This window comes from Shewanella sp. SG41-3 (genome assembly GCF_014164545.1).
Classification (GTDB): Bacteria; Pseudomonadota; Gammaproteobacteria; order Enterobacterales; family Shewanellaceae; genus Shewanella; species Shewanella vesiculosa.
Map to the genome: position 1 here is coordinate 22,296 of NZ_JACJFJ010000003.1, position 20,240 is coordinate 42,535.

At 41.8% G+C, this 20,240-nt stretch carries 14 protein-coding genes; 5 read left to right on the forward strand and 9 right to left on the reverse strand.

Going from position 1 to position 20,240, the window contains the following annotated elements; translation table 11 throughout:
• Positions 1–2: 2 nt before the first annotated feature.
• The 3 genes from H5164_RS06085 to H5164_RS06095 all read left to right on the forward strand — a co-directional run bounded on the left by H5164_RS06085 (position 3) and on the right by H5164_RS06095 (position 6,260).
• Positions 3–3,155, forward strand: a complete 3,153-nt coding sequence (locus H5164_RS06085) for an efflux RND transporter permease subunit (protein WP_182755274.1) — start codon at positions 3–5, stop codon at positions 3,153–3,155.
• Between the two features lie 144 nt (positions 3,156–3,299).
• Positions 3,300–3,914, forward strand: coding sequence for a TatD family nuclease-associated radical SAM protein (locus H5164_RS06090; protein ID WP_182755276.1), 615 nt, complete (start codon positions 3,300–3,302; stop codon positions 3,912–3,914).
• A 90-nt stretch (positions 3,915–4,004) separates the two neighbouring features.
• Positions 4,005–6,260, forward strand: coding sequence for a PAS domain-containing protein (locus H5164_RS06095; RefSeq protein ID WP_182696653.1), 2,256 nt, complete (start codon positions 4,005–4,007; stop codon positions 6,258–6,260).
• 115 nt (positions 6,261–6,375) lie between these two features.
• On the opposite strand, the gene H5164_RS06100 is transcribed toward H5164_RS06095, so the two are convergent.
• The 9 genes from H5164_RS06100 to tkt form a co-directional block, all read right to left on the reverse strand.
• Entirely contained in the window at positions 6,376–7,818 is a 1,443-nt protein-coding gene (locus H5164_RS06100; protein WP_124018030.1) for a hypothetical protein, read from the reverse strand.
• 89 nt (positions 7,819–7,907) lie between these two features.
• On the reverse strand, positions 7,908–8,495 hold the full coding sequence (locus H5164_RS06105; protein ID WP_182755278.1) for a hypothetical protein: 588 nt from the start codon (positions 8,493–8,495) through the stop codon (positions 7,908–7,910).
• Complete coding sequence (locus tag H5164_RS06110; protein WP_182755280.1) at positions 8,488–9,234, reverse strand: hypothetical protein; 747 nt, start codon at positions 9,232–9,234, stop codon at positions 8,488–8,490. Before H5164_RS06110 ends, H5164_RS06105 begins: the two co-directional genes overlap by 8 nt.
• 396 nt (positions 9,235–9,630) lie before the next feature.
• Complete coding sequence (locus H5164_RS06115; RefSeq protein WP_182722309.1) at positions 9,631–10,371, reverse strand: DUF481 domain-containing protein; 741 nt, start codon at positions 10,369–10,371, stop codon at positions 9,631–9,633.
• Between the two features lie 116 nt (positions 10,372–10,487).
• Entirely contained in the window at positions 10,488–11,828 is a 1,341-nt protein-coding gene (locus H5164_RS06120) for an MATE family efflux transporter (RefSeq protein WP_182755282.1), read from the reverse strand.
• Between the two features lie 191 nt (positions 11,829–12,019).
• Entirely contained in the window at positions 12,020–13,084 is a 1,065-nt protein-coding gene (gene fba, locus H5164_RS06125; RefSeq protein ID WP_124018035.1) for a class II fructose-bisphosphate aldolase, read from the reverse strand.
• 150 nt (positions 13,085–13,234) lie between these two features.
• A complete protein-coding gene (locus H5164_RS06130; protein ID WP_124018036.1) occupies positions 13,235–14,410 on the reverse strand; it encodes a phosphoglycerate kinase in 1,176 nt (391 codons plus the stop codon).
• A gap of 81 nt (positions 14,411–14,491) precedes the next feature.
• Positions 14,492–15,511 (reverse strand): erythrose-4-phosphate dehydrogenase, encoded by a 1,020-nt coding sequence (gene epd / locus H5164_RS06135; RefSeq protein WP_182755284.1) that lies wholly within the window; start codon positions 15,509–15,511, stop codon positions 14,492–14,494.
• Between the two features lie 188 nt (positions 15,512–15,699).
• Positions 15,700–17,694 carry a transketolase gene (tkt, locus tag H5164_RS06140; protein ID WP_124018038.1) on the reverse strand — a complete coding sequence of 665 codons (1,995 nt, stop codon included), beginning with the start codon at positions 17,692–17,694 and terminating at the stop codon, positions 15,700–15,702.
• Between the two features lie 540 nt (positions 17,695–18,234).
• Here tkt and metK point away from each other — a divergent pair.
• Positions 18,235–19,386, forward strand: coding sequence for a methionine adenosyltransferase (metK, locus tag H5164_RS06145; RefSeq protein ID WP_124018039.1), 1,152 nt, complete (start codon positions 18,235–18,237; stop codon positions 19,384–19,386).
• A gap of 157 nt (positions 19,387–19,543) precedes the next feature.
• Positions 19,544–20,224 carry a GNAT family N-acetyltransferase gene (locus H5164_RS06150; protein ID WP_182755286.1) on the forward strand — a complete coding sequence of 227 codons (681 nt, stop codon included), beginning with the start codon at positions 19,544–19,546 and terminating at the stop codon, positions 20,222–20,224.
• The last annotated feature ends 16 nt before the right edge of the window (positions 20,225–20,240 follow it).

The following is a 20,240-nucleotide window of genomic DNA, read 5'->3' on the forward strand; positions in this document are numbered from 1 at the left end:
GCATGGAAACGAATAAAGGAATTATCGCCTGGTTTGCTCGTAACAGTGTCGCGGCCAACTTACTCATGGCAGCATTGCTTATTGGCGGTTTGTTTAGTGCCGTTCTTATTAATAAAGAAATATTTCCAACCTTCGAATTAAACCTCATCAATATTAATGTGGCCTATCCAGGTGCTGCGCCACAAGAAATTGAAGAAGGGATTAATATTAAAATCGAAGAAGCAATTCAAGATATTAGCGGCATCAAAAAAGTCACGTCAGTTGCCAGCGACAGTGTGGGCTCGGTGACCATTGAAGTTGAAGACGGTTACGATGTTCAGCAAGTCCTAGATGAAGCTAAGTTGCGTATTGATGCTATTGCAACCTTTCCAGATAACATCGAAAAACCTAATATTTACCAAATAAAGCCAGAAAACAATGTTATTTGGGTATCTGTCTATGGCGACATGAGCCTACATGACATGAAGGAAATGGCTAAAGCAATCAGAGACGACATCACTGACTTACCTGCAGTCACTCGCGCAAAAGTCACTGGTGTTCGCGACTACGAAATTGGTATTGAGCTGTCTGAAGACAAACTGCGCGAATATGGCATTACTTTCACCCAAGTGGCGTTAGCGGTTCAAAACTCATCCATTGATTTGCCTGGTGGATCAATTCGTGCCCAAGACGGTGACATTCTTCTGCGGACTAAAGGCCAAGCTTATACTGCCGATGATTTTGCCCAAATAGTGGTAGAGACCCGTGCCGATGGCAGCCGGATTATGCTACCGCAAGTGGCCACCATTAATGATGATTTTGAAGAGCGTTTAGAATACACCCGCTTTAACGGCAAGCCCGCTGCAGTGATTGAAATCACCAGTATTGACGATCAAAACGCGTTAGATATTTCGTCGCAAGTTAAAGCTTATGTCGCTGAACGAAAAAAAACCTTACCGAACAATATTCAACTGGATACCTGGGGTGATTTAACCCACTACTTGCAAGGCCGTTTGAACATGATGCTGTCGAACATGTTTTACGGTGCTCTATTAGTGTTTATTATTTTAGCCTTATTCTTAGATCTTAAACTGGCCTTTTGGGTGATGATGGGCTTGCCTGTGTGTTTTTTAGGCACCATGTTATTAATGCCGCTTGAACCATTTAATATGTCGATCAACATGTTGACACTGTTTGCATTTATTCTCGTGCTGGGGATCGTGGTCGATGACGCCATTGTCATCGGAGAAAGCGCCTATACCGAGCTAGAAGAAAACGGCCACTCTTTAGATAACGTGGTAAAAGGAGTGCAAAAAGTGGCAATGCCGGCCACATTTGGGGTACTCACTACCATTGCCGCCTTTGTACCTATGATCATGGTCTCTGGCCCCATGGGTATCATTTGGAAATCCATCGGCATGGTGGTGATTTTATGTTTAGCATTTTCGTTGATTGAATCAAAATTGATTTTACCGGCGCATTTGGCTCACATGAAAATCAAAAAACGCACCACACCAACTAATCCTTTCTCGCGGCTTAAATTTGCCATCAATGAATGGTTACAGCACTTTATCCACCACACTTATCGTCACTTTTTAGAGCGTTGCATTTCGCGTCGTTACAGCGTAGTGGCGGTATTTGTTGGGGTACTGATTTTGTCACTTGCATTAGTACAAAGCGGCAAAGTGCGCTGGGTTTTCTTTCCTGATATTCCGTCGGACTTTATTCAAGTTCAGCTTGAAATGGAAGAAGGCAGCTCTGAGCAAAATACCTTAAAAGTACTGCAACAAGTCGAAGATGCATTATATAAAATGAACACTAAGCTTGAAGAACAGTACGGTTACCCTATGGTAAAGCATAGCTATATCGAATTGAAATCACGCAGCAGTGCCTTTGTATTTACCGAACTGACTAAAGGCGAAGACCGTGAAATCGACGGTGTCGCAATTGCTGAAGAATGGCGTAAACAGTTACCGGAATTATTATCGGTTAAAAAACTTAATATCAATGCTAGTACCAACGATGCCGGTGGTGACTTATCATTCCGCTTAACGGCAACGGACTTAGACCAGTTATCTGAAGCCGCTAAAGTGCTTAAAGCAAAACTGGCTACCTATGAAGGCGTGTATGATATTACCGATAACTTCTCATCGGGTTCACACGAAATCCGCTTAAACATTCGTCCAGAAGCTGAAGCACAAGGATTAACACTGTCAGATTTAGCACGCCAAGTTCGTTACGGCTTTTATGGTTATGAAGCCCAACGAATTTTACGTAATAAAGAAGAAGTCAAAGTCATGGTGCGTTACCCACTAGAACAACGTCGTACTATGGGTGATCTTGAAAACATGCTGATCCGCACTCCATCTGGCGCCTCGGTGCCATTTTCAACCGTAGCCGATATCGAACTGGGTGAGTCGTACGCATCGATCACTCGGGTTGATGGTCGCCGAGCGATCACCATTAGCGCCAATGTGAATAAAAACAATGTTGAGCCATCAAAAGTGGTCGCCGAAATTCAGCAAGACTTCTTGCCAGAATTAACCGCGCGTTTCCCCAAAGTGGCTTCTGCTTTGGATGGCGGCAGCTTGGATGAGCAAAATGCCATGCTCGGTTTAGCCCAAGGCTTCTTCTTTGCCATGTTCACTATTTATGCCTTAATGGCCATCCCATTAAAGTCGTACACACAACCGTTAATCATTATGTCGGTTATTCCGTTTGGTATGATTGGCGCCTTGTTTGGCCACTATATTCTCGGGCTTTCAATGAGTGTGCTGAGCTTATGTGGCATTGTGGCACTCGCTGGAGTGGTGGTAAACGACTCGCTTATTTTAGTCGACTTTGTTAACCGAGCGCGTGAAGAAGGCAAGTCGCTGCTGCAATCGGCTATCGATTCTGGTTGTTACCGTTTTAGAGCGATTATCTTAACCTCACTCACCACTTTTGTTGGCTTAGTGCCCATCATTATGGAAAAAAGCTTACAGGCTAAAATTGTTATTCCAATGGCGACATCACTAGCATTTGGTATTTTATTCTCTACCGTAGTGACGTTAATTCTAGTGCCGATTTTATACATTATTCTTGATGATATAAAACGCCTATGGCGACGATTTTTCTCTTGGTGGTGGCAACCTAAAACCCTTGCTGAACCCTTAGGTTCTGACGAGCAACATTAAGCCAATGAACCCGATTATTAACCTAAAAAAACAGAGCTGACATGGCTCTGTTTTTTTTGCTTTAAAAACTGCGAGCTAAGCAACATAGTCACGCTGAATATTTAGCTAGAATACTCGCTATAATCTTGATGATAAAAAGCCATTATGAACACCTCCTCAGCCATGCCAACCTTAGTTTACGATATAGGTCATCACCGTTATCTGAACATTACCGCAAGATGTACCTTAAGATGCCAGTTCTGTCCTAAGCATAATGGTTCTAAGCAAATACATGAATATGACTTATCCTTGTCTCAACGTATTACTGCTGACGATATATTTCCCCTATTGGGTAATGTGCAGGAAGTAGCAGAATATGTTTTTTGCGGCTTTGGTGAACCCACCTTAAACCTTGAGTGTTTGCTGCAGGTTGCACACGCGATAAAAGCCCAAGGTGGACGTGTAAGGCTAAATAGCGATGGCTTGGGTAACCATTTTCATCGCCGTAATATTTTACCCGAGCTAAGCCAATGTGTAGACAGTCTGTCAATTTCACTTAATGCCGATACCCCTGAAGCATACCAGCAACATTGCCGGCCTAAACTAGCAGGGTCCTATGAAGCGTTACTTGAATTTATTCATCTTGCGCCGAAATTCATACCTGAAGTACATGTCAGTGCTATCAACGGGCTGGCTAATGTAAACATTGAACATTGCCGCAATATCGCTGAAAAAAACGGCGCAATATTTAAACAACGCGAGTTAGATATAATCGGTTAAACAAATCTATTCGATTAGTGCACAGACATTTTCGCCAACGCCGGCTTCATGCTAGTATTGCCAGCATGAGAATGCTAAAAAAGTGGCACCATGTCTAAACACACAGCAGTGAGTTCTTCAAACTCGTTATTAATTTCTTCACAAGCGACCCATTGGTCGCAACAGCATATTCTTTCGCTGCTAAGCCAATTGATTATTTTATTAATTGCGGTGTTTATCGTTACGAGTATGGTGGTTAATTTAGGCGAGCGTCGTCTGCAGGAAGATTGGGCCGATCAACGTTACAGTGAATTACAGACTGTTGCGTCGTTAGCCTCTGACAAAGTGTCATTTTTGCAGTTTAGAACCCAGACATTTGCCAAAGGTGAATTACTGCGACAATACCTGCAAAAACCCTCTGCACAACTGCAATCAAGAACGATCGAAAGCTGGGACTCATTAACGAAAAATATTCCAGAACTGCTTGGACTTGCATTATTTAATCCCCAAGGACAACTGCAATTTTCGACCACAGGGAGTTTCAATAATATGCAACTTCCCGCAGCATTATTGGGCTCGGGGAGGAATATGGGGGGTAATGATATTTACACCTCACCCATGGCATTTACACCTGTTGATGGCATATTAGAGCCGTATTTCTACCAGTTATCATGGATAGAAAATCCTGATCAGAGTATTAAAGGTTATTTGGTCACTTATAATTCTATTGTTAAATTACTTGAAACAATAAAACCTGCTTTTTTTAATCAGAATTCCCCCTTACTTTTACTTGATACCCAAGGCTTTCTGTATGCAGGTGCCAATCAACCTGAGCCATTAGACAGCATGCCTGACACTCTGGGGTCCAGTTTAAAACAAACTTATCCAGAATTATGGCGTGTAATGGCAATGAATAATTTTGGCCAGTTTCATAGTGAAGATGCCACATTTGTATACCTTAAGGTTGAGTTAACCAGCCAATATGAAACCAAGAGAGAATACTTTTTATTGTCGTACATTCGCCATGATGATATTTCTGCTCGATATGAGCAATGGCGCATAGTACTCATTATCGCTGGATGCTTAGTCGCACTTTTAGCCAGTTTACTAGTGATATTAAGACATAGATTTGTGCTTGAGCGTCGCTCAAACCAAAATAGTCTTCAATTGAGTAACGGTTTGTTTAACAGTGAATTAAGCTGTTTAATTGTTAATGATAGCGGCCGGATCCAGAGCGCTAATGCCAAAGCGGCTTCGGCGCTATCGCTGTCAATTGATGCCCTAAAAGATCGCAGTTTACAACGGGTACTGCATCTGGATGATGATCGTTTAAATCAGATTAAAGAGGCGTTAATCCAAGATAAACAATGGCATGGTGAGATCAGCTTGGAAACGCAGAATAGTAGTATGTTACAAACTCATATTCGCAGTGAAAAGTGCCCCAACAGTAATGAACATTATTGGCTGATCACTTTTGAAGATATTAGTGCCTTATTTGATAGTCAGCGCCAAGCCTATCTGTATCAACTAATGAGTAATAGCGCTGTTGCTACCGCGCTAACCGATGCCAACGGAGTGCTCATAAAATGTAATGACCAATTTGATCAACTGATGTCTTTACACGGAGACACTGATATTTCACTGACGACTTTACTCGGCGACGAAGTCAGTAATCAATGGCAAAATATTACCGCGCAAATCAGTTTACAGGGAGAATGGACTGCACAGATTATGCCGTTTAACCACAGTCGATATGATCATTGTTTAAAAACAACATTAGTCGGCCAATTAACATTTGACGGTGACATTGAATATCTTATTTGTACGTTTGAGCAAACAACCCCCACTGTATTAGCTAAAAACAGCAGTAATGTTATCGGCCATCGTAGTGCGATAGTGCTGCGTTTAAATGAACTTGAAAATTACTTTATCAACCTAGGTGACTCAATAAAAAAATACTCTAGCCTACTGGTGATGGACATTAATCCAGAAGGTATTTTTAGCAACATGGGTAATGTGAGTCAGCTTGAGAAACGCCAAAAAGACATTGAGCTACAATTACTGATTGAGTTACCGCTTCATTATCAAATAGCGCAATGGCAGCTCGGAAAGCTGGTTATCTTACTTACAGATACCAATGCCAATTCAGCGCATCAATACGCAATTAACATGATGAAAACCTTGGAAGAGAAAAATTTAGCAGAAGGTATTAATATCGGTATTGCCAGCTACCAACCAGCACAAAATTTAGACCAATATCTTACCAATGCTGAAATAGCCTTAAAACGCGCGAAACAGTCTGTAGATCAAAATATTTGCCAAGCTTTTACTCGACCAAGTAATAATGAAACGAATAACATTGGCTAAAATTGACGGCTTACATCACCTAACAAAGCATGGCTTAACGTCAGGTGATGTGTTTGTTGACAACCTTGATAACGTACCAGGAAATGGGACATCAATGGCCTTATTCCTGAGTAACTTAAGTGTGCGACTGCGCAGGGCTAACAACTTCAGGAAGGACTTCGTCAGACTCTAATCTGAAAGGTTGAACATTATCAGGCAGTTTACTTTCATTAATTTCCACAATACTTGAACGGTTCATGGTCACTTTAAAACGAGCATATTCAGGTTGTTCCTTGCCATCACGGAGCACAGCAACCAGGTTAACTTGATAACGACGTTCAACAGACTCATTACTAATATTACCTTCACTTTCTGAGTATATTTTGGCTTTGCCTCGCTCTAGATGACGGGCAAAAGGAACTAAGCTGAAGTTCACTTGTTCTTGTATTTGCGAATAATCGGCCTCAAAAGGCTTATTTGTCACCTTAGTCGCAATGCGATAATGCAGCACTTCTGAGTCGACTTTATTCTGACTGTGACGTTGCCTCATGATATCCGAAACCGCTTTGGGAATATCTTGATTACGCATAAATTCGAGCCAAACTAACTGCTTAGCAACTACAGTTTGAGTAGTGGTATCACGTAAAATACGACTCCATCTTGGACGGCCACGTTGGATGTAACGCCACATCGCATTACGAAAATCCTCTTTAAATATTTCCCTGAAACCATAAATTACCGCTAATGTTAACAATAGGGTCATGGTTAATTCATTAAAAAAACCTTGGGCTTTAATAATCAATGCCGACACCACCAACATCACCATCCCAGTAGCGACTCCAGTAACAAATTTTTTGAGACCGACACCTAAGGGTTTTAACTCTTCTTTTAACACCACACCTTGTTGGATTAAGCGTCTTAACAAGAGCATTTTATTGGAAATTCGATTAGCATCTAGCTGAGTTTGCACAGAATTGTATTTGCACTCTTGCTCTCTATAGTGATTCTCACCTCGACATGCATTTAATACCTTGTCTTTAACATCACTAAAATCAGCACTTCTGGGGCTTCGCGCCAGTGTCTTTAATAACTGCTGCTCACAAAACCAAGATAAATAATTATCGGCATGCTCAAAATACGATTTCCACTTAGGATCACTCGGAGCATTGCGACGAAACTTTTTCAGTAATTGAGTCACAACATCGCAAAGCTCATCCAAGGCTGGATAAAACTCATTAGGATCGACTTTTTGTTGTAATTCTTTGACATCCGTTTCAATAGCAACGGCAAATTGGTAAGCAAATAAATTAAGATACAAGCGAAACTCTTCTAAGGTACGCTTGTTTAAACTAACAAAACGAGACTGGACTAAGGGTAGATGTAGCCCTTTAGAATAATAAGAGCGACGCCCAAGGATACTACTATGATAATAGTCCTCTTCATCTAAGGTATGCGAACCAATACCCATTTCTGTAGGCAAATAAAAATACAGGTCAAATACCCGCTGATCACCGGGGCCCATTTGATGACTGAACTTAATTGATAACGCTTCTTCTTGTTTTACTTTAACTTTTGCCACTATATATTTCACACACCTTTTTTCATTAACGCTTAGCTACTATACCGCAAAGGCAATATTAAGCTAAAAGTTAATTTATTCAATGAAAATCAGTGAGCGGTATCGGGCGATCTTAACTGGCAAGACCAAACGTTATTGCTGGGAAGAAATTTAAGTGTTGCACTGGTTAATGCATTATCTAAGTCAATCACCTGTACTTGCTGAGCAATGCTAACCCCCTCTATTTTTTGAGAGGCCATAATGCCGAACTCATTGTGTAAATAGGGCTTTAATCGACTGCTAGTTTGCCAAAGTGTGGGCTGAAGAGTTAATCTTAAATGATATGTGAATGAGCCCATATCCACATGGTCAACCTTACCGACTAGCTGGGCTATTTCAGTACCATGGACCGTTGACTCAATTTTGTAAATCAGTTTAGCTTGATGGTGATCAATGTCTAAGCTCAACCATAAATTACTTTTATCAACCTTTAATGACGATTCTCCTTGATGACTGAAATAACTGTCGGCATAGCAATCAAAATGCCAAACCGTATGAGTATTGGCAATACGATTAACCACACTGGTGATAAGAAAAATCATTAATACAAAACTTAGTACAAAAACAAGTTTACCGCGTTTTGACTGCAGCAACCTGCGCATCTTAATGCGTGACAATCGATTCGATGATCTAGCCACAAATGGCCACCTTTAATAGCCATTCTTGAGTGATAAATGGCACACTCATATTATCAACATTCACTTTAATGCTATTCACTAATGGTATTTCTGCTGTGGAGTCACCCAAGGTAAAACTAACGTAATGCTGATTAGATGATAATGTCATATTGATGGAGTCCCAGCGGATATGATGACATAAGCGTAATTGCGAAGATAAACAATCCGCATGTAATTGCGCATCTTGCGGATTATTATTACCAAATACAAACAGCTGAACAATACGACCATCTGAGACCAATATTTGCTGTACTACATCAGCTTGAGTAAGCTCTGGAGGGTTAAGTTTAGAGTAAACAAATAACAATACGCTTAATAGAATGACAATAATAAATAGATACTGGCCTACAGATAATAGCTTATTAGGTTGCTCAAATATCTTGGTGTGTTTGGCGCTTGCAAAAGCATATAAAATAACGCCTTGATCAGGTACATACTCAATAAGATTGCTATGGTTGTTACACAAATAATCAGTGATTTTGTCGATAATTTCTAGCAGCTCAACTTGAGATAGTGGCTGAGGGCTGTCAGCTGAAATCGCCACAGCTTCAAGTATAGATAGCGGCACGACTTGACCACGATGCTGGACTAATTGACTCACGACCCAATACTCGCGATCATTTAAATGCCACTGCACAGCGGAGGTCTGATCTATCAATAATCGTTGCGTACTGTCGAACCAACAACATCCTATTTGCATCGCACTGTTCCAGTGTATCGACCGATACAAAAAGTATACTCTCAAACTGAGAACCTAATGGCTGCTAAGTCGACTATCCAGCGGATAATATAACTAATTCGTGAACCAGTCCGCGAATATAGCGTTTTTTTGCGCGAGGTTTAATTGCACGATAACGAATGTAGAAAGGACTAAATTACCGCATTGGAGCTATGGCAAAATTCAGATTGAGAGATGGGATCAAGAAGTCGAACCAATAACAGGTAGCCTATAAAATAGTACTAACATACTGAGACATGCAAGGTCGCAATAAGTATCAAGACTGATGATATGACACCATTTCAAACGAGCATAAAAAAAGCTGGCAAAGCCAGCTTTTTTAAACGTTACCCGTATTAATGTCGCTTGAACATTAACTTAGAATGCATAAAGTAATGTCATGTTTGTTTCAGTATCGGTGCTTTTTTTATCATCAAGCGGTTCACTGTTATAACGAACAATAACGGCAAACTTCATCGCTAATGCGCCAATAATATTGGCAGTCAGTGATGTTTCAGAACGAGCATCTAATTTAGACCCCCAATCGGCAATAAATTTCTGCTGGAACTTAGATGAGTCGCTGATCTTAGTTTGGAAATCGATAACTGCGTGAGCAATAATACTGTCTTGACTATCGTAACCTTCAGCAAGTGATGATTCTTCATCAAGTTGTTGGTAAATATAACCAGGACCAGCCTCTGCTTTTAAAGACATTCTGTCAGTATCGATAAAGCGATGACCATAACCGGCAGACGTGGTAGACGTTAAATCGTAACCCGTAAATGGATCCACTTCATAGTTTGTGTTAGCAAACATATAGCTCACATCATTAATCTGGTAGTTACCTTGCACCCCAAGAAAATAACGCTTTGCAGTCACTTCTTTAGTGTCTTCTTTGTACAGTCCTTCTAACACATACTGATTTTCCCAGTTACCCAATTCTTGCTTTAACGCTAAGCGCGCTTTAAACGAAGAAGTATCAGTGTTACCTGTCGTTAATGTGGCACCTACTTCAGCCTCACCAGCTAAAGTCGCATCGCCTTCAACAAACTCACTTCCAGCATGTGCTGCAAATGGCATGGTTAGTGTAATAGCTGCAGCAATTAGCAGTTTTTTCATGTCATTTCGTCCTATATTTACAATTTACAAAAATCTAATGGAGGGTGTATGTCTAAAATTTCCACGCATATTACCACTTTGATCACAAAATTGAAAAAATAGTCTTGTCTCAAGTATTAGGCCACTAGGCTCTTATTATGCCAACGACCACTTCGCCAGCGCCATAGCATGGCTAATCCCCTAACCCATTCATCCAAGGCTAAAGCAGCCCAAATGCCCAGCAAGCCAAACTCAAGATGAATACCAAGATAATAAGCACCAGGCACAGCAATACACCACATGGAAAACACTCCCATGAAAAAAGGAAACTTGGCGTCACCACTGGCTCTTAAGGCATTAATCACCACTAAGTTAAAGGTTCTACCCGGTTCCATAATGAGTGTGATGACAAATAACTGCCCCACCAGCACAATAATATCTTGCTCATCCGTAAATAAAGCAACAAGATTTGGTCCCCATATTGCGGCGAATAAAGCCACAATACTGGTCACAATCAGACCTAACTTTAATGCTCGATACATTTGCAGCTCTGCGGCTTTTAATTGCTTAGCCCCCACCATATGGCCAATAATAATTTCATTACCGATCCCGATAGATAAGCCGAACAATAAAATAAACATACAGATTTGAAAATACAACGATTGCGCAGCTAAGGCTTTATCGCCCATTAAGCCAACAAATGAAGTGACGACCATAAATTGCAACATCCACGAGACGTTTTCGCCCGCGGCAGGTAAACCAATGTGAAACACCTTTTTCAGCATGGCTTTATTGGGGCGCAAAATACTCGGCAAGTGCAATGGGATTTTTGTGTAACGCACAAACAATAGCATCATAATGCTCACACCTACGAGTCGCCCAGCCACGGTACTTATAGCCACACCAGCGACACCCATTTGTGGCAAACCAAACCAACCATAAAGTAATAGTAAGTTGCCAATAAAAGTGATGATATTCATCGATAACGTCACCCACATGGCTTGCTGAGTAAAACCATGTGCCCGCATTCCCGCCGCTAAGCACATGGCCATCGCCTCAGGAATTAAACATAAACCAACAATCTGGAGATACAACTTACCATCGGCCATAAGCTCTGCTGGTAAATTCATTAAATTCAACATCATGGTTGAACCGGATAAAATACCTATCGCAGCGACCAAGCCAACTAAAAAATTAAAGCCAATGGATGAATACACTACGGCACTTGCAGCAGCTTTATTTTGCGAACCTAAATACTGGGTAATGACCACACTGGCACCGATACTGACGAAACTAAATAACGTAATTGCCAGTTCAAATACCATGTTACCAACAGACAACGCCGCCACACCTTGATAAGACACATGGCTTATCATAAAGGTGTTAATTGCGGCAGTTAAAAAGTGTAAAGCAAAATCAACAAATAATGGCCAAGTCAATGAAAATAGCGATAACGGGGCATTAGGCTTAACAAGCATAGAATTAATTCAACTATAAAGTGGGCTAACAGATTTGGACTGTATGGGTAAATGATGACGTTTTAGCGTCAATTTTAAGGCGAGGATAATGCTGGATAACGTTTAAAAAAACAACATTTTTCGTTATTTAGTTACAAAAAAATCAGCTCATTCAAAAAATGAGCTGATTTATTATGCTAGCGTTAATAGGTTTACATGATTTTAGGATCAAGTTCGCCAGATTGATAAGCTTTATACATTGCTTGCAGTGACTTAGGCTTAATTTTAGAGCCCATACCTGCACAACCAAATGCTTCATAACGAGTGGTACAAATGTCAGCCATCGCTTCCATTGATGCTTTCAAGAATTTACGTGGATCAAATTCTGCTGGATGTTCAGCCAAGAATTTACGCACAGCACCCGTTGATGCTAAACGTAAATCGGTATCAATGTTCACTTTACGCACACCGTGCTTAATACCTTCAACGATTTCTTCCAGCGGTACGCCGTACGTTTCTGGAATTTCACCACCGTATTGGTTAATGATTTTCAACCATTCTTGCGGTACTGAAGATGAACCGTGCATGACTAAATGCGTGTTAGGGATACGCGCATGAATTTCTTTAATACGGTCGATACGTAACACATCGCCAGTAGGTTTACGGCTAAACTTGTACGCGCCATGGCTAGTACCAATGGCAATGGCTAATGCATCAACATGAGTATCGGCAACAAAACGCGCAGCTTCTTCTGGCGTTGTTAACATTTGGTCCATGCTAAGAATGCCCGAAGCCCCGACACCGTCTTCTTCGCCCGCTTGGCCAGTTTCTAAACTGCCTAAACAGCCAATTTCACCTTCAACAGACACACCACAAGCATGGGCAAATGCCACAGTACGGCGAGTGACATCAACGTTGTAATCGTATGACGCAGGTGTTTTACCATCAGCCATTAGCGAGCCATCCATCATGACTGATGACATGCCTAACTGAATTGAACGCTGACAAATGTCAGGATCAGTACCGTGATCTTGATGAATACACACTGGGATATCAGGATACTGCTCAAGTGCCGCTGCCATTAAATATTTTAAAAATTGTGGGCGAGCATATTTACGTGCACCAGCAGAAGCCTGAACAATCACAGGGCTGTCGGTCGCTTCAGCCGCTTGCATAATTGCACGCATTTGCTCAAGGTTATTCACGTTAAAAGCAGGGACGCCATAACCATGCTCTGCAGCGTGGTCAAGCAGTTGTCGTAGAGAGATAAGAGCCATTTTTTTGTTCTCCAATAATAGGGTGATTACTCACCTAGGTCACTATCGTTTGGACGGATTTTTTACTCTACCGCAGCTAAACAGCCACTGTGGTAGAGCAGTTTTTTTATAGTTATTATTTGGTTTTACGGCATCAATACTTGGTGTGGACTAAGCGCCACGCTTTTCAAGCATTGCTACTGCGGGAAGTTCTTTGCCTTCTAAAAACTCAAGGAAAGCACCACCGCCGGTTGAAATATAAGATACTTTGTCGGCAATATTGTATTTATCCACTGCCGCTAGAGTGTCACCACCGCCGGCAATAGAAAATGCTTTTGAATTAGCAATGGCCTCAGCAATACGCTTGGTACCTTCACCAAATTGATCGAATTCAAACACGCCAACAGGACCATTCCAGACTATGGTACCAGCTTGCTCAATTATCTTAGCCAGGGCTTCAGCACTGTCTGGACCAATATCGAAAATCATATCGCTGTCAGTAACATCACTGACAGATTTCAGTGTCGCGGCCGCTGTCGGGCTAAATTCACTGGCAACAACCACATCGGTTGGTACAGGAATATCACCACCACGGCTTCGAGCGTTAGCCACAAGACGTTTAGCCTCTTCAACTAAATCAGCCTCATACAGTGACTTACCCACTTTATAACCTGCTGCAGCAATAAAAGTATTGGCGATACCGCCGCCGACGACTAACTGGTCAACTTTGGTCGATAAGCTTTCAAGGACAGTTAATTTGGTCGATACTTTAGAGCCACCCACTATCGCCACCATTGGACGGGCTGGATTATCCAGTGCTTTGCCTAATGCATCTAATTCTTGGGCCAATAACGGACCGGCACAAGCAACAGGAGCATACACACCAACGCCATGAGTAGAAGCCTGAGCACGGTGAGCGGTACCGAATGCATCCATGACATACACGTCACATAATGCCGCCATTTTCTTCGCTAATGTGTCATCGTTTTTGCCTTCGCCCACATTGAAGCGAACGTTTTCAAATACCACAACTTCACCAACATTAACGTCAACGCCATCAAGGTAGTCACTGACCAGACGCACTGGGCAATCAAGTGCTTTAACTAGATAGTCCACTACCGGTTGCATTGAATACTCAGAATTAAACTCGCCTTCTGTTGGGCGACCTAAATGCGACATTACCATTACGGCAGCGCCTTTCTTTAATGCGAGTTGAATCGTTGGTAATGACGCACGTAAACGCGCATCACTGGTCACCACACCGTCACTGACAGGCACGTTTAAATCTTCGCGAATAAGCACGCGCTTATTTTGTAGATCTAAATCTGTCATGTTTATAATTGCCATAATTAGCCTTTCCTTTTTAAGTTAAAACAAAATTTTTACTGTGTAATCGGTTAACACCCATTACTCAAAATGTGATTAAGGTTATTGGTCCAGTTTTGCTTGGATCATCGCTAAACTGGTATCTAACATGCGGTTAGCAAAACCCCATTCGTTGTCGCACCATAATAATAATTTGACCAAGTGGCCTGCGCTGACACGAGTTTGAGTACCATCAACAATACTTGAACGGGGATCATGGTTAAAGTCGCACGATACCAACGGCTCGTCAGTATAGCCTAAAATACCATTAAAACTGCCGTTTGAGGCACGTTGTAACACACTGTTAATCTGTTCAATATTAACTTTTTTCTCAAGCGTGACAGATAAGTCGATCGCGGTCACATTTATGGTTGGCACCCGCACGGAAATGGCTTCAAACTTATCTTTCATATGCGGCAGAATACGTTCAATACCGCGAGCTAATTTAGTGTCAACCGGAATAATAGACTGACCTGCGGCGCGTGTTCTGCGCAGATCATCATGGTAAGCATCAATAACCTGCTGATCATTCATCGCCGAGTGAATTGTAGTAATAGCACCACTTTTGACTTCAAAATGCTTATCGAGAACATCGATGACTGGAACAATACAATTAGTGGTGCAAGAAGCGTTAGAAATAACACTATGCTCTGGGCGTAATAAATCATGATTAACGCCATACACAATAGTGGCATCAACATCTGCAGAGGAAGGATGGCTAATAAGAACTTGTTTAGCGCCAGCGTGAATGTGTGCCTCGCAAGCTTGACGGTCGATTAAACTGCCTGTGGCCTCGTAGACGATATCAATATCAAGTTCAGCCCAAGGTAGTAACTTAGCATCTGCTTGATTGAGCAACAAAATACTGTCTTCACCAATCAGTAACTGATCATCCTTTAGCTTAACGGTATGCTTAAAACGACCATGGGTGGTGTCATACTGGGTTAAATGACAAATGGCTTCTGGCTTTGCCAACTCATTAATTGCCACAATTTGGATCTGTTGACGTTTTCCTGACTCATACAAGGCACGAAGTATTGAGCGGCCAATCCGGCCATAACCATTAATTGCAACTCGAATCATTTAGGGTCCAGAGTAATTAACCTAGGCACTTATTATTTAATCAACCATGATAAAATACTGAAATATAAGTGATTTAGCATATATTATTTTACGTGAATAAAAGACATAAAAAAACGGCCTGCAATCATATTGCAAGCCGTTATTATACAGATTAAACACTTAATAGATAAGTGTTTAATCTCAGATGATTATCCTAAAGATTGGACAGTTTTTACTACATTATCAACAGTGAAGCCGAAATGCTTAAGTAAATCACCACCAGGAGCAGACTCACCGAAGGTCGTCATGCCAACAACACCGCCCTCAAAACCAATGTACTTGTACCAAAAATCAGTATGCGCAGCTTCAATAGCAACACGCTTAGTGACACCTTTTGGTAATACAGATTCTTTGTAAGCAGCATCTTGCTTATCAAACTCAGTCGTAGAAGGCATAGAAACCACGCGCACTTTCTGGCCGAGTTTGCTTAACTCAGCTGCTGAATCCATGGCTAATTGCACTTCGCTACCGGTTGCAATTAAGATCACATCAGCAGTGCCTTGACAATCAGACAGTACATAACCGCCTTTAGCAACGTTAGCTAATTGCTCCGCAGTACGCGCTTGAGCCTTAAGACCCTGACGACTGAAAACTAATGATGTTGGTGCATCACGGCGCTCAATTGCCGCCTTCCATGAAACAGCCGTTTCTGCTGCATCACATGGACGCCATACTGCCATATTTGGCGTTAAACGTAGGTTAGCTAATTGCTCAATCGGCTGATGCGTTGGACCATCTTCGCCTTGACCGATAGAGTCATGGGTATAAACGAAAATGTTTTGAATACCCATTAATGCTGACATACGTACTGCGTTACGCGCGTATTCCATAAACATCATGAAGGTAGCGCCGTAGTTAATAAAACCACCATGCAACGACGCACCGTTCATAATGCCGCTCATACCGAATTCACGAACACCGTAATAGATGTAGTTACCGGCAGGATCGTCTTGAATACCTTTTGAGCCAGACCACAGAGTTAAGTTAGAACCGGCTAAGTCTGCGCTACCGCCAAGTAATTCTGGCAACATAGCACCAAAGAAACCAATCGCATTTTGAGACGCTTTACGGCTCGCAATACCTTCGGCTTTATCTTGGCTTTCTTGGATAAAGGCTTGTGCTTTTGCTTCAAAATCAGCAGGTAAATCACCCTTTAAAACACGGCGATCATATTCTGCAGCAAGTTCTGGGAACGCAGCTTGATATGCAGCAAACTTGTCATTCCATAATGACTCATTCGCCTCGCCTTTATGTTTCGCATCCCAACCAGCATAAACATCAGATGGGATTTCAAAAGGAGCGTGTGGCCAGTTTAAGAACTCACGAGCGGCTGCAATTTCAGCATCACCTAATGGTGCACCATGACAATCATGGCTGCCCGATTTGTTCGGAGAACCAAAACCAATAATGGTTTTACAGCAAATCATCGATGGCTTATCGGTGACAGATTTAGCTTGTTCAATTGCTGCACGGATGGCATCAGGATTATGACCATCAACATCAGCAATAACATGCCAGCCATAAGCTTCAAAGCGCTTAGGCGTATCATCAGTGAACCAACCTTCAACATGACCATCGATAGAAATACCGTTGTCATCCCAAAATGCCACTAACTTACCTAGGCCTAATGTGCCGGCTAATGAACTGGCTTCGTGAGAAATACCTTCCATTAAACAGCCATCACCTAAGAAACAGTAGGTAAAATGATCAACAATATCGTGACCTGGACGGTTAAACTGAGCCGCTAAGGTTTTTTCGGCAATCGCCATACCAACAGCATTGCTCAAACCTGCGCCTAAAGGACCGGTGGTGGTTTCAACACCTGGAGTATAACCATACTCAGGATGACCAGGTGTTTTTGAATGTAATTGACGGAATTGCTTTAACTCTTCAATCGGCAACTCATAGCCTGATAAATGCAATAAAGAGTAGATAAGCATAGAGCCATGACCGTTTGACAGAACAAAACGATCGCGATCGACCCAGTTAGGATTAGTTGGATTGTGCTTTAGAAAATCATTCCATAGCACTTCGGCGATATCAGCCATACCCATTGGGGCACCTGGATGACCAGAATTGGCTTTTTGAACCGCATCCATACTTAAGGCGCGAATAGCGTTAGCGAGTACTTTACGAGATGACATGCTCTCTCCTGCTTGTTTGTAAGGTCTAGCGGGCAATTGTGAAGCCATATTTTCCCCTACAAGGCGATGTGACGCAAATTAAAATTTCTCTCATTACATTTTTAGTCAGTAATAAGCTCACTTTTACCTATTAAGGTCGTCTTGCCGCTGATGTTTATTGGGTAGATAACATGCCAAAAGCCCCGTAATGAACATTTACGTACTGAGTAATTATTTATTGACAGTCAGCTTAGAAAACAGCGCTGTGTAAGTAAAACGTCAACTTGTCTCAACACTTAATACCTCATAATCATCCTTAATATTGTTCAATTAATGGCACCAAAGTGTTTAAAGCAGACCAATAAAAACGATTAAAACTCAATTAAATCAGAAATTTAATTAACCCATTAGCTAAACACACGCATAGAGAGTAAAAAATATTCATGCACTACTGCACAATTATCTGCTTAAATTCGTATTAAGGGGTGTTATCAAATTAGATTTCGACTAAAATAGACGTCTAGACGTATATTCAAATGCAACCAACGAGATTTTCCTATTATGGCAAAGCACTTGTTTACCTCTGAGTCGGTCTCAGAAGGTCATCCTGATAAAATCGCCGATCAGATTTCTGATGCGGTATTAGACGCAATACTTGAGCAAGATCCAAAGGCTCGTGTTGCGTGCGAAACGTATGTTAAAACCGGTATGGTATTAGTGGGCGGTGAAGTCACCACTTCTGCTTGGGTAGACATTGAAGAAATTACCCGTAAAACCGTCCGCGAAATCGGTTACACCAATTCAGATATGGGTTTTGATGCTGATTCATGTGCGGTACTTAATGCCATTGGCAAACAGTCACCAGACATCAATCAAGGCGTTGACCGCTCAGATCCTGCTGAACAAGGCGCTGGCGATCAGGGCTTAATGTTTGGCTATGCCAGCAATGAAACCGACGTATTAATGCCTGCACCTATCACTTACGCTCATAAGCTAGTTAAGCGTCAGTCAGAAGTGCGTAAAGACGGCACTTTACCTTGGTTGCGTCCAGATGCAAAAAGCCAAGTAACCTTTGCATATGACGATGGCAAAATCATCGGTATCGATGCGATTGTATTGTCAACTCAACATCGTGAAGACGTAACACAAGCAGATTTGATTGAAGCCGTAATGGAAACCATCATCAAGCCTGTATTACCTGCACAATGGTTAAACAAAGACACTAAATACTTTATCAACCCTACTGGTCGCTTTGTTATTGGTGGACCTGTTGGTGATTGTGGTTTAACAGGACGTAAGATTATCGTTGATACTTACGGCGGAATGGCGCGCCATGGTGGCGGTGCATTCTCTGGTAAAGACCCATCGAAAGTAGACCGTAGCGCAGCTTATGCTGCACGTTATGTGGCTAAGAATATTGTTGCTGCAGGTCTTGCTGATCGCTGTGAGCTACAAGTGTCTTATGCTATTGGTGTTGCAGAGCCAACATCTATTAGTATCGAAACATTCGGTACTGGTAAAGTGTCTGAAGAAGTGTTGATCAAATTGATCCGTCAACACTTTGAGCTACGTCCTTATGGTTTAACCGCAATGCTAGATTTGGCGCGTCCTATCTATCAACAAACTGCAGCTTATGGCCATTTTGGTCGCGATATATTCCCTTGGGAAGCGACAGATAAAGCTGAGATTCTCCGTGCTGATGCCGGACTTTAATAAGCTAGGTATCGATATAGCCTTAACGCTTGTTGGCTAAGCTAAAACGATATCAAACATAAAACCGCCATTTGGCGGTTTTATGTTATTGGCGCTATCCAATTTGCACTAGCCGATGTAATAAGGTAATGATTAAATCTCGACACTGGGTCTCATTATGTATCAAGCCACTTGGCTAGAAAAAAATATAATAGCAAAGCAAGCTGTTGCACCGCCATCCGTAGGGGCGGAACCCATTGAAGCTGATTCGATTGCGAATAAGTCGATTGCGAGTAAGTCGATTGCGAGTCATCCTACCGCTTTAGAAGGCAAAGCGATTGAACTTGCTGAAAGCAAACTCTCAGCGATTAAGCTCTGTGCAATAAAAGAATGGTCAGCCATTAAATTATTCTATCGTCAGCATATGCCTTATGCGCGATTAGCTCAAAAAGAAGCCATAGCAGTTATTAACCACCTAAACTCAAGCGCTACTGATAATCAAGACAGAAGTGATGACGTTAATAGAGCGACATTCAGACCGCGAAATATTATTGCCGCTATAAGAGTCAAACCGATAGGCCACTATCAACTGGTAAATGGATTGTTAGTTCACCCCGACTATCGTGGCCAACACCATGCAAGCCACTTATTACAGTTTATTGCACCTAGATTAAAGACTAAACATTGCTTCTTATTTGCTCACCCATGGTTAATAGGCTTATATCAACAGCAGCACTTTGTGGCGATAGAACCGCGGCAAATATCGCAGTTGCCAGCAGAAATCACCCAATTATACTATCGTTACCACTCTGAAGAACGACCACTGGTACTGATGCAGTTAAATAACCCTGAGCAATAATGCACATCAATGATTT

Coding starts and splice junctions, on each gene's coding strand:
- H5164_RS06120 (WP_182755282.1), bottom strand. CDS start 11,828: ATGCTTGTTAAGCCTAATGCCCCGTTATCGCTATTTTCATTGACTTGG.
- H5164_RS06090 (WP_182755276.1), top strand. CDS start 3,300: ATGAACACCTCCTCAGCCATGCCAACCTTAGTTTACGATATAGGTCAT.
- H5164_RS06095 (WP_182696653.1), top strand. CDS start 4,005: ATGTCTAAACACACAGCAGTGAGTTCTTCAAACTCGTTATTAATTTCT.
- H5164_RS06150 (WP_182755286.1), top strand. CDS start 19,544: ATGTATCAAGCCACTTGGCTAGAAAAAAATATAATAGCAAAGCAAGCT.
- metK (WP_124018039.1), top strand. CDS start 18,235: ATGGCAAAGCACTTGTTTACCTCTGAGTCGGTCTCAGAAGGTCATCCT.
- H5164_RS06085 (WP_182755274.1), top strand. CDS start 3: ATGGAAACGAATAAAGGAATTATCGCCTGGTTTGCTCGTAACAGTGTC.
- fba (WP_124018035.1), bottom strand. CDS start 13,084: ATGGCTCTTATCTCTCTACGACAACTGCTTGACCACGCTGCAGAGCAT.
- epd (WP_182755284.1), bottom strand. CDS start 15,511: ATGATTCGAGTTGCAATTAATGGTTATGGCCGGATTGGCCGCTCAATA.
- tkt (WP_124018038.1), bottom strand. CDS start 17,694: ATGTCATCTCGTAAAGTACTCGCTAACGCTATTCGCGCCTTAAGTATG.
- H5164_RS06130 (WP_124018036.1), bottom strand. CDS start 14,410: ATGGCAATTATAAACATGACAGATTTAGATCTACAAAATAAGCGCGTG.
- H5164_RS06110 (WP_182755280.1), bottom strand. CDS start 9,234: ATGCAAATAGGATGTTGTTGGTTCGACAGTACGCAACGATTATTGATA.
- H5164_RS06115 (WP_182722309.1), bottom strand. CDS start 10,371: ATGAAAAAACTGCTAATTGCTGCAGCTATTACACTAACCATGCCATTT.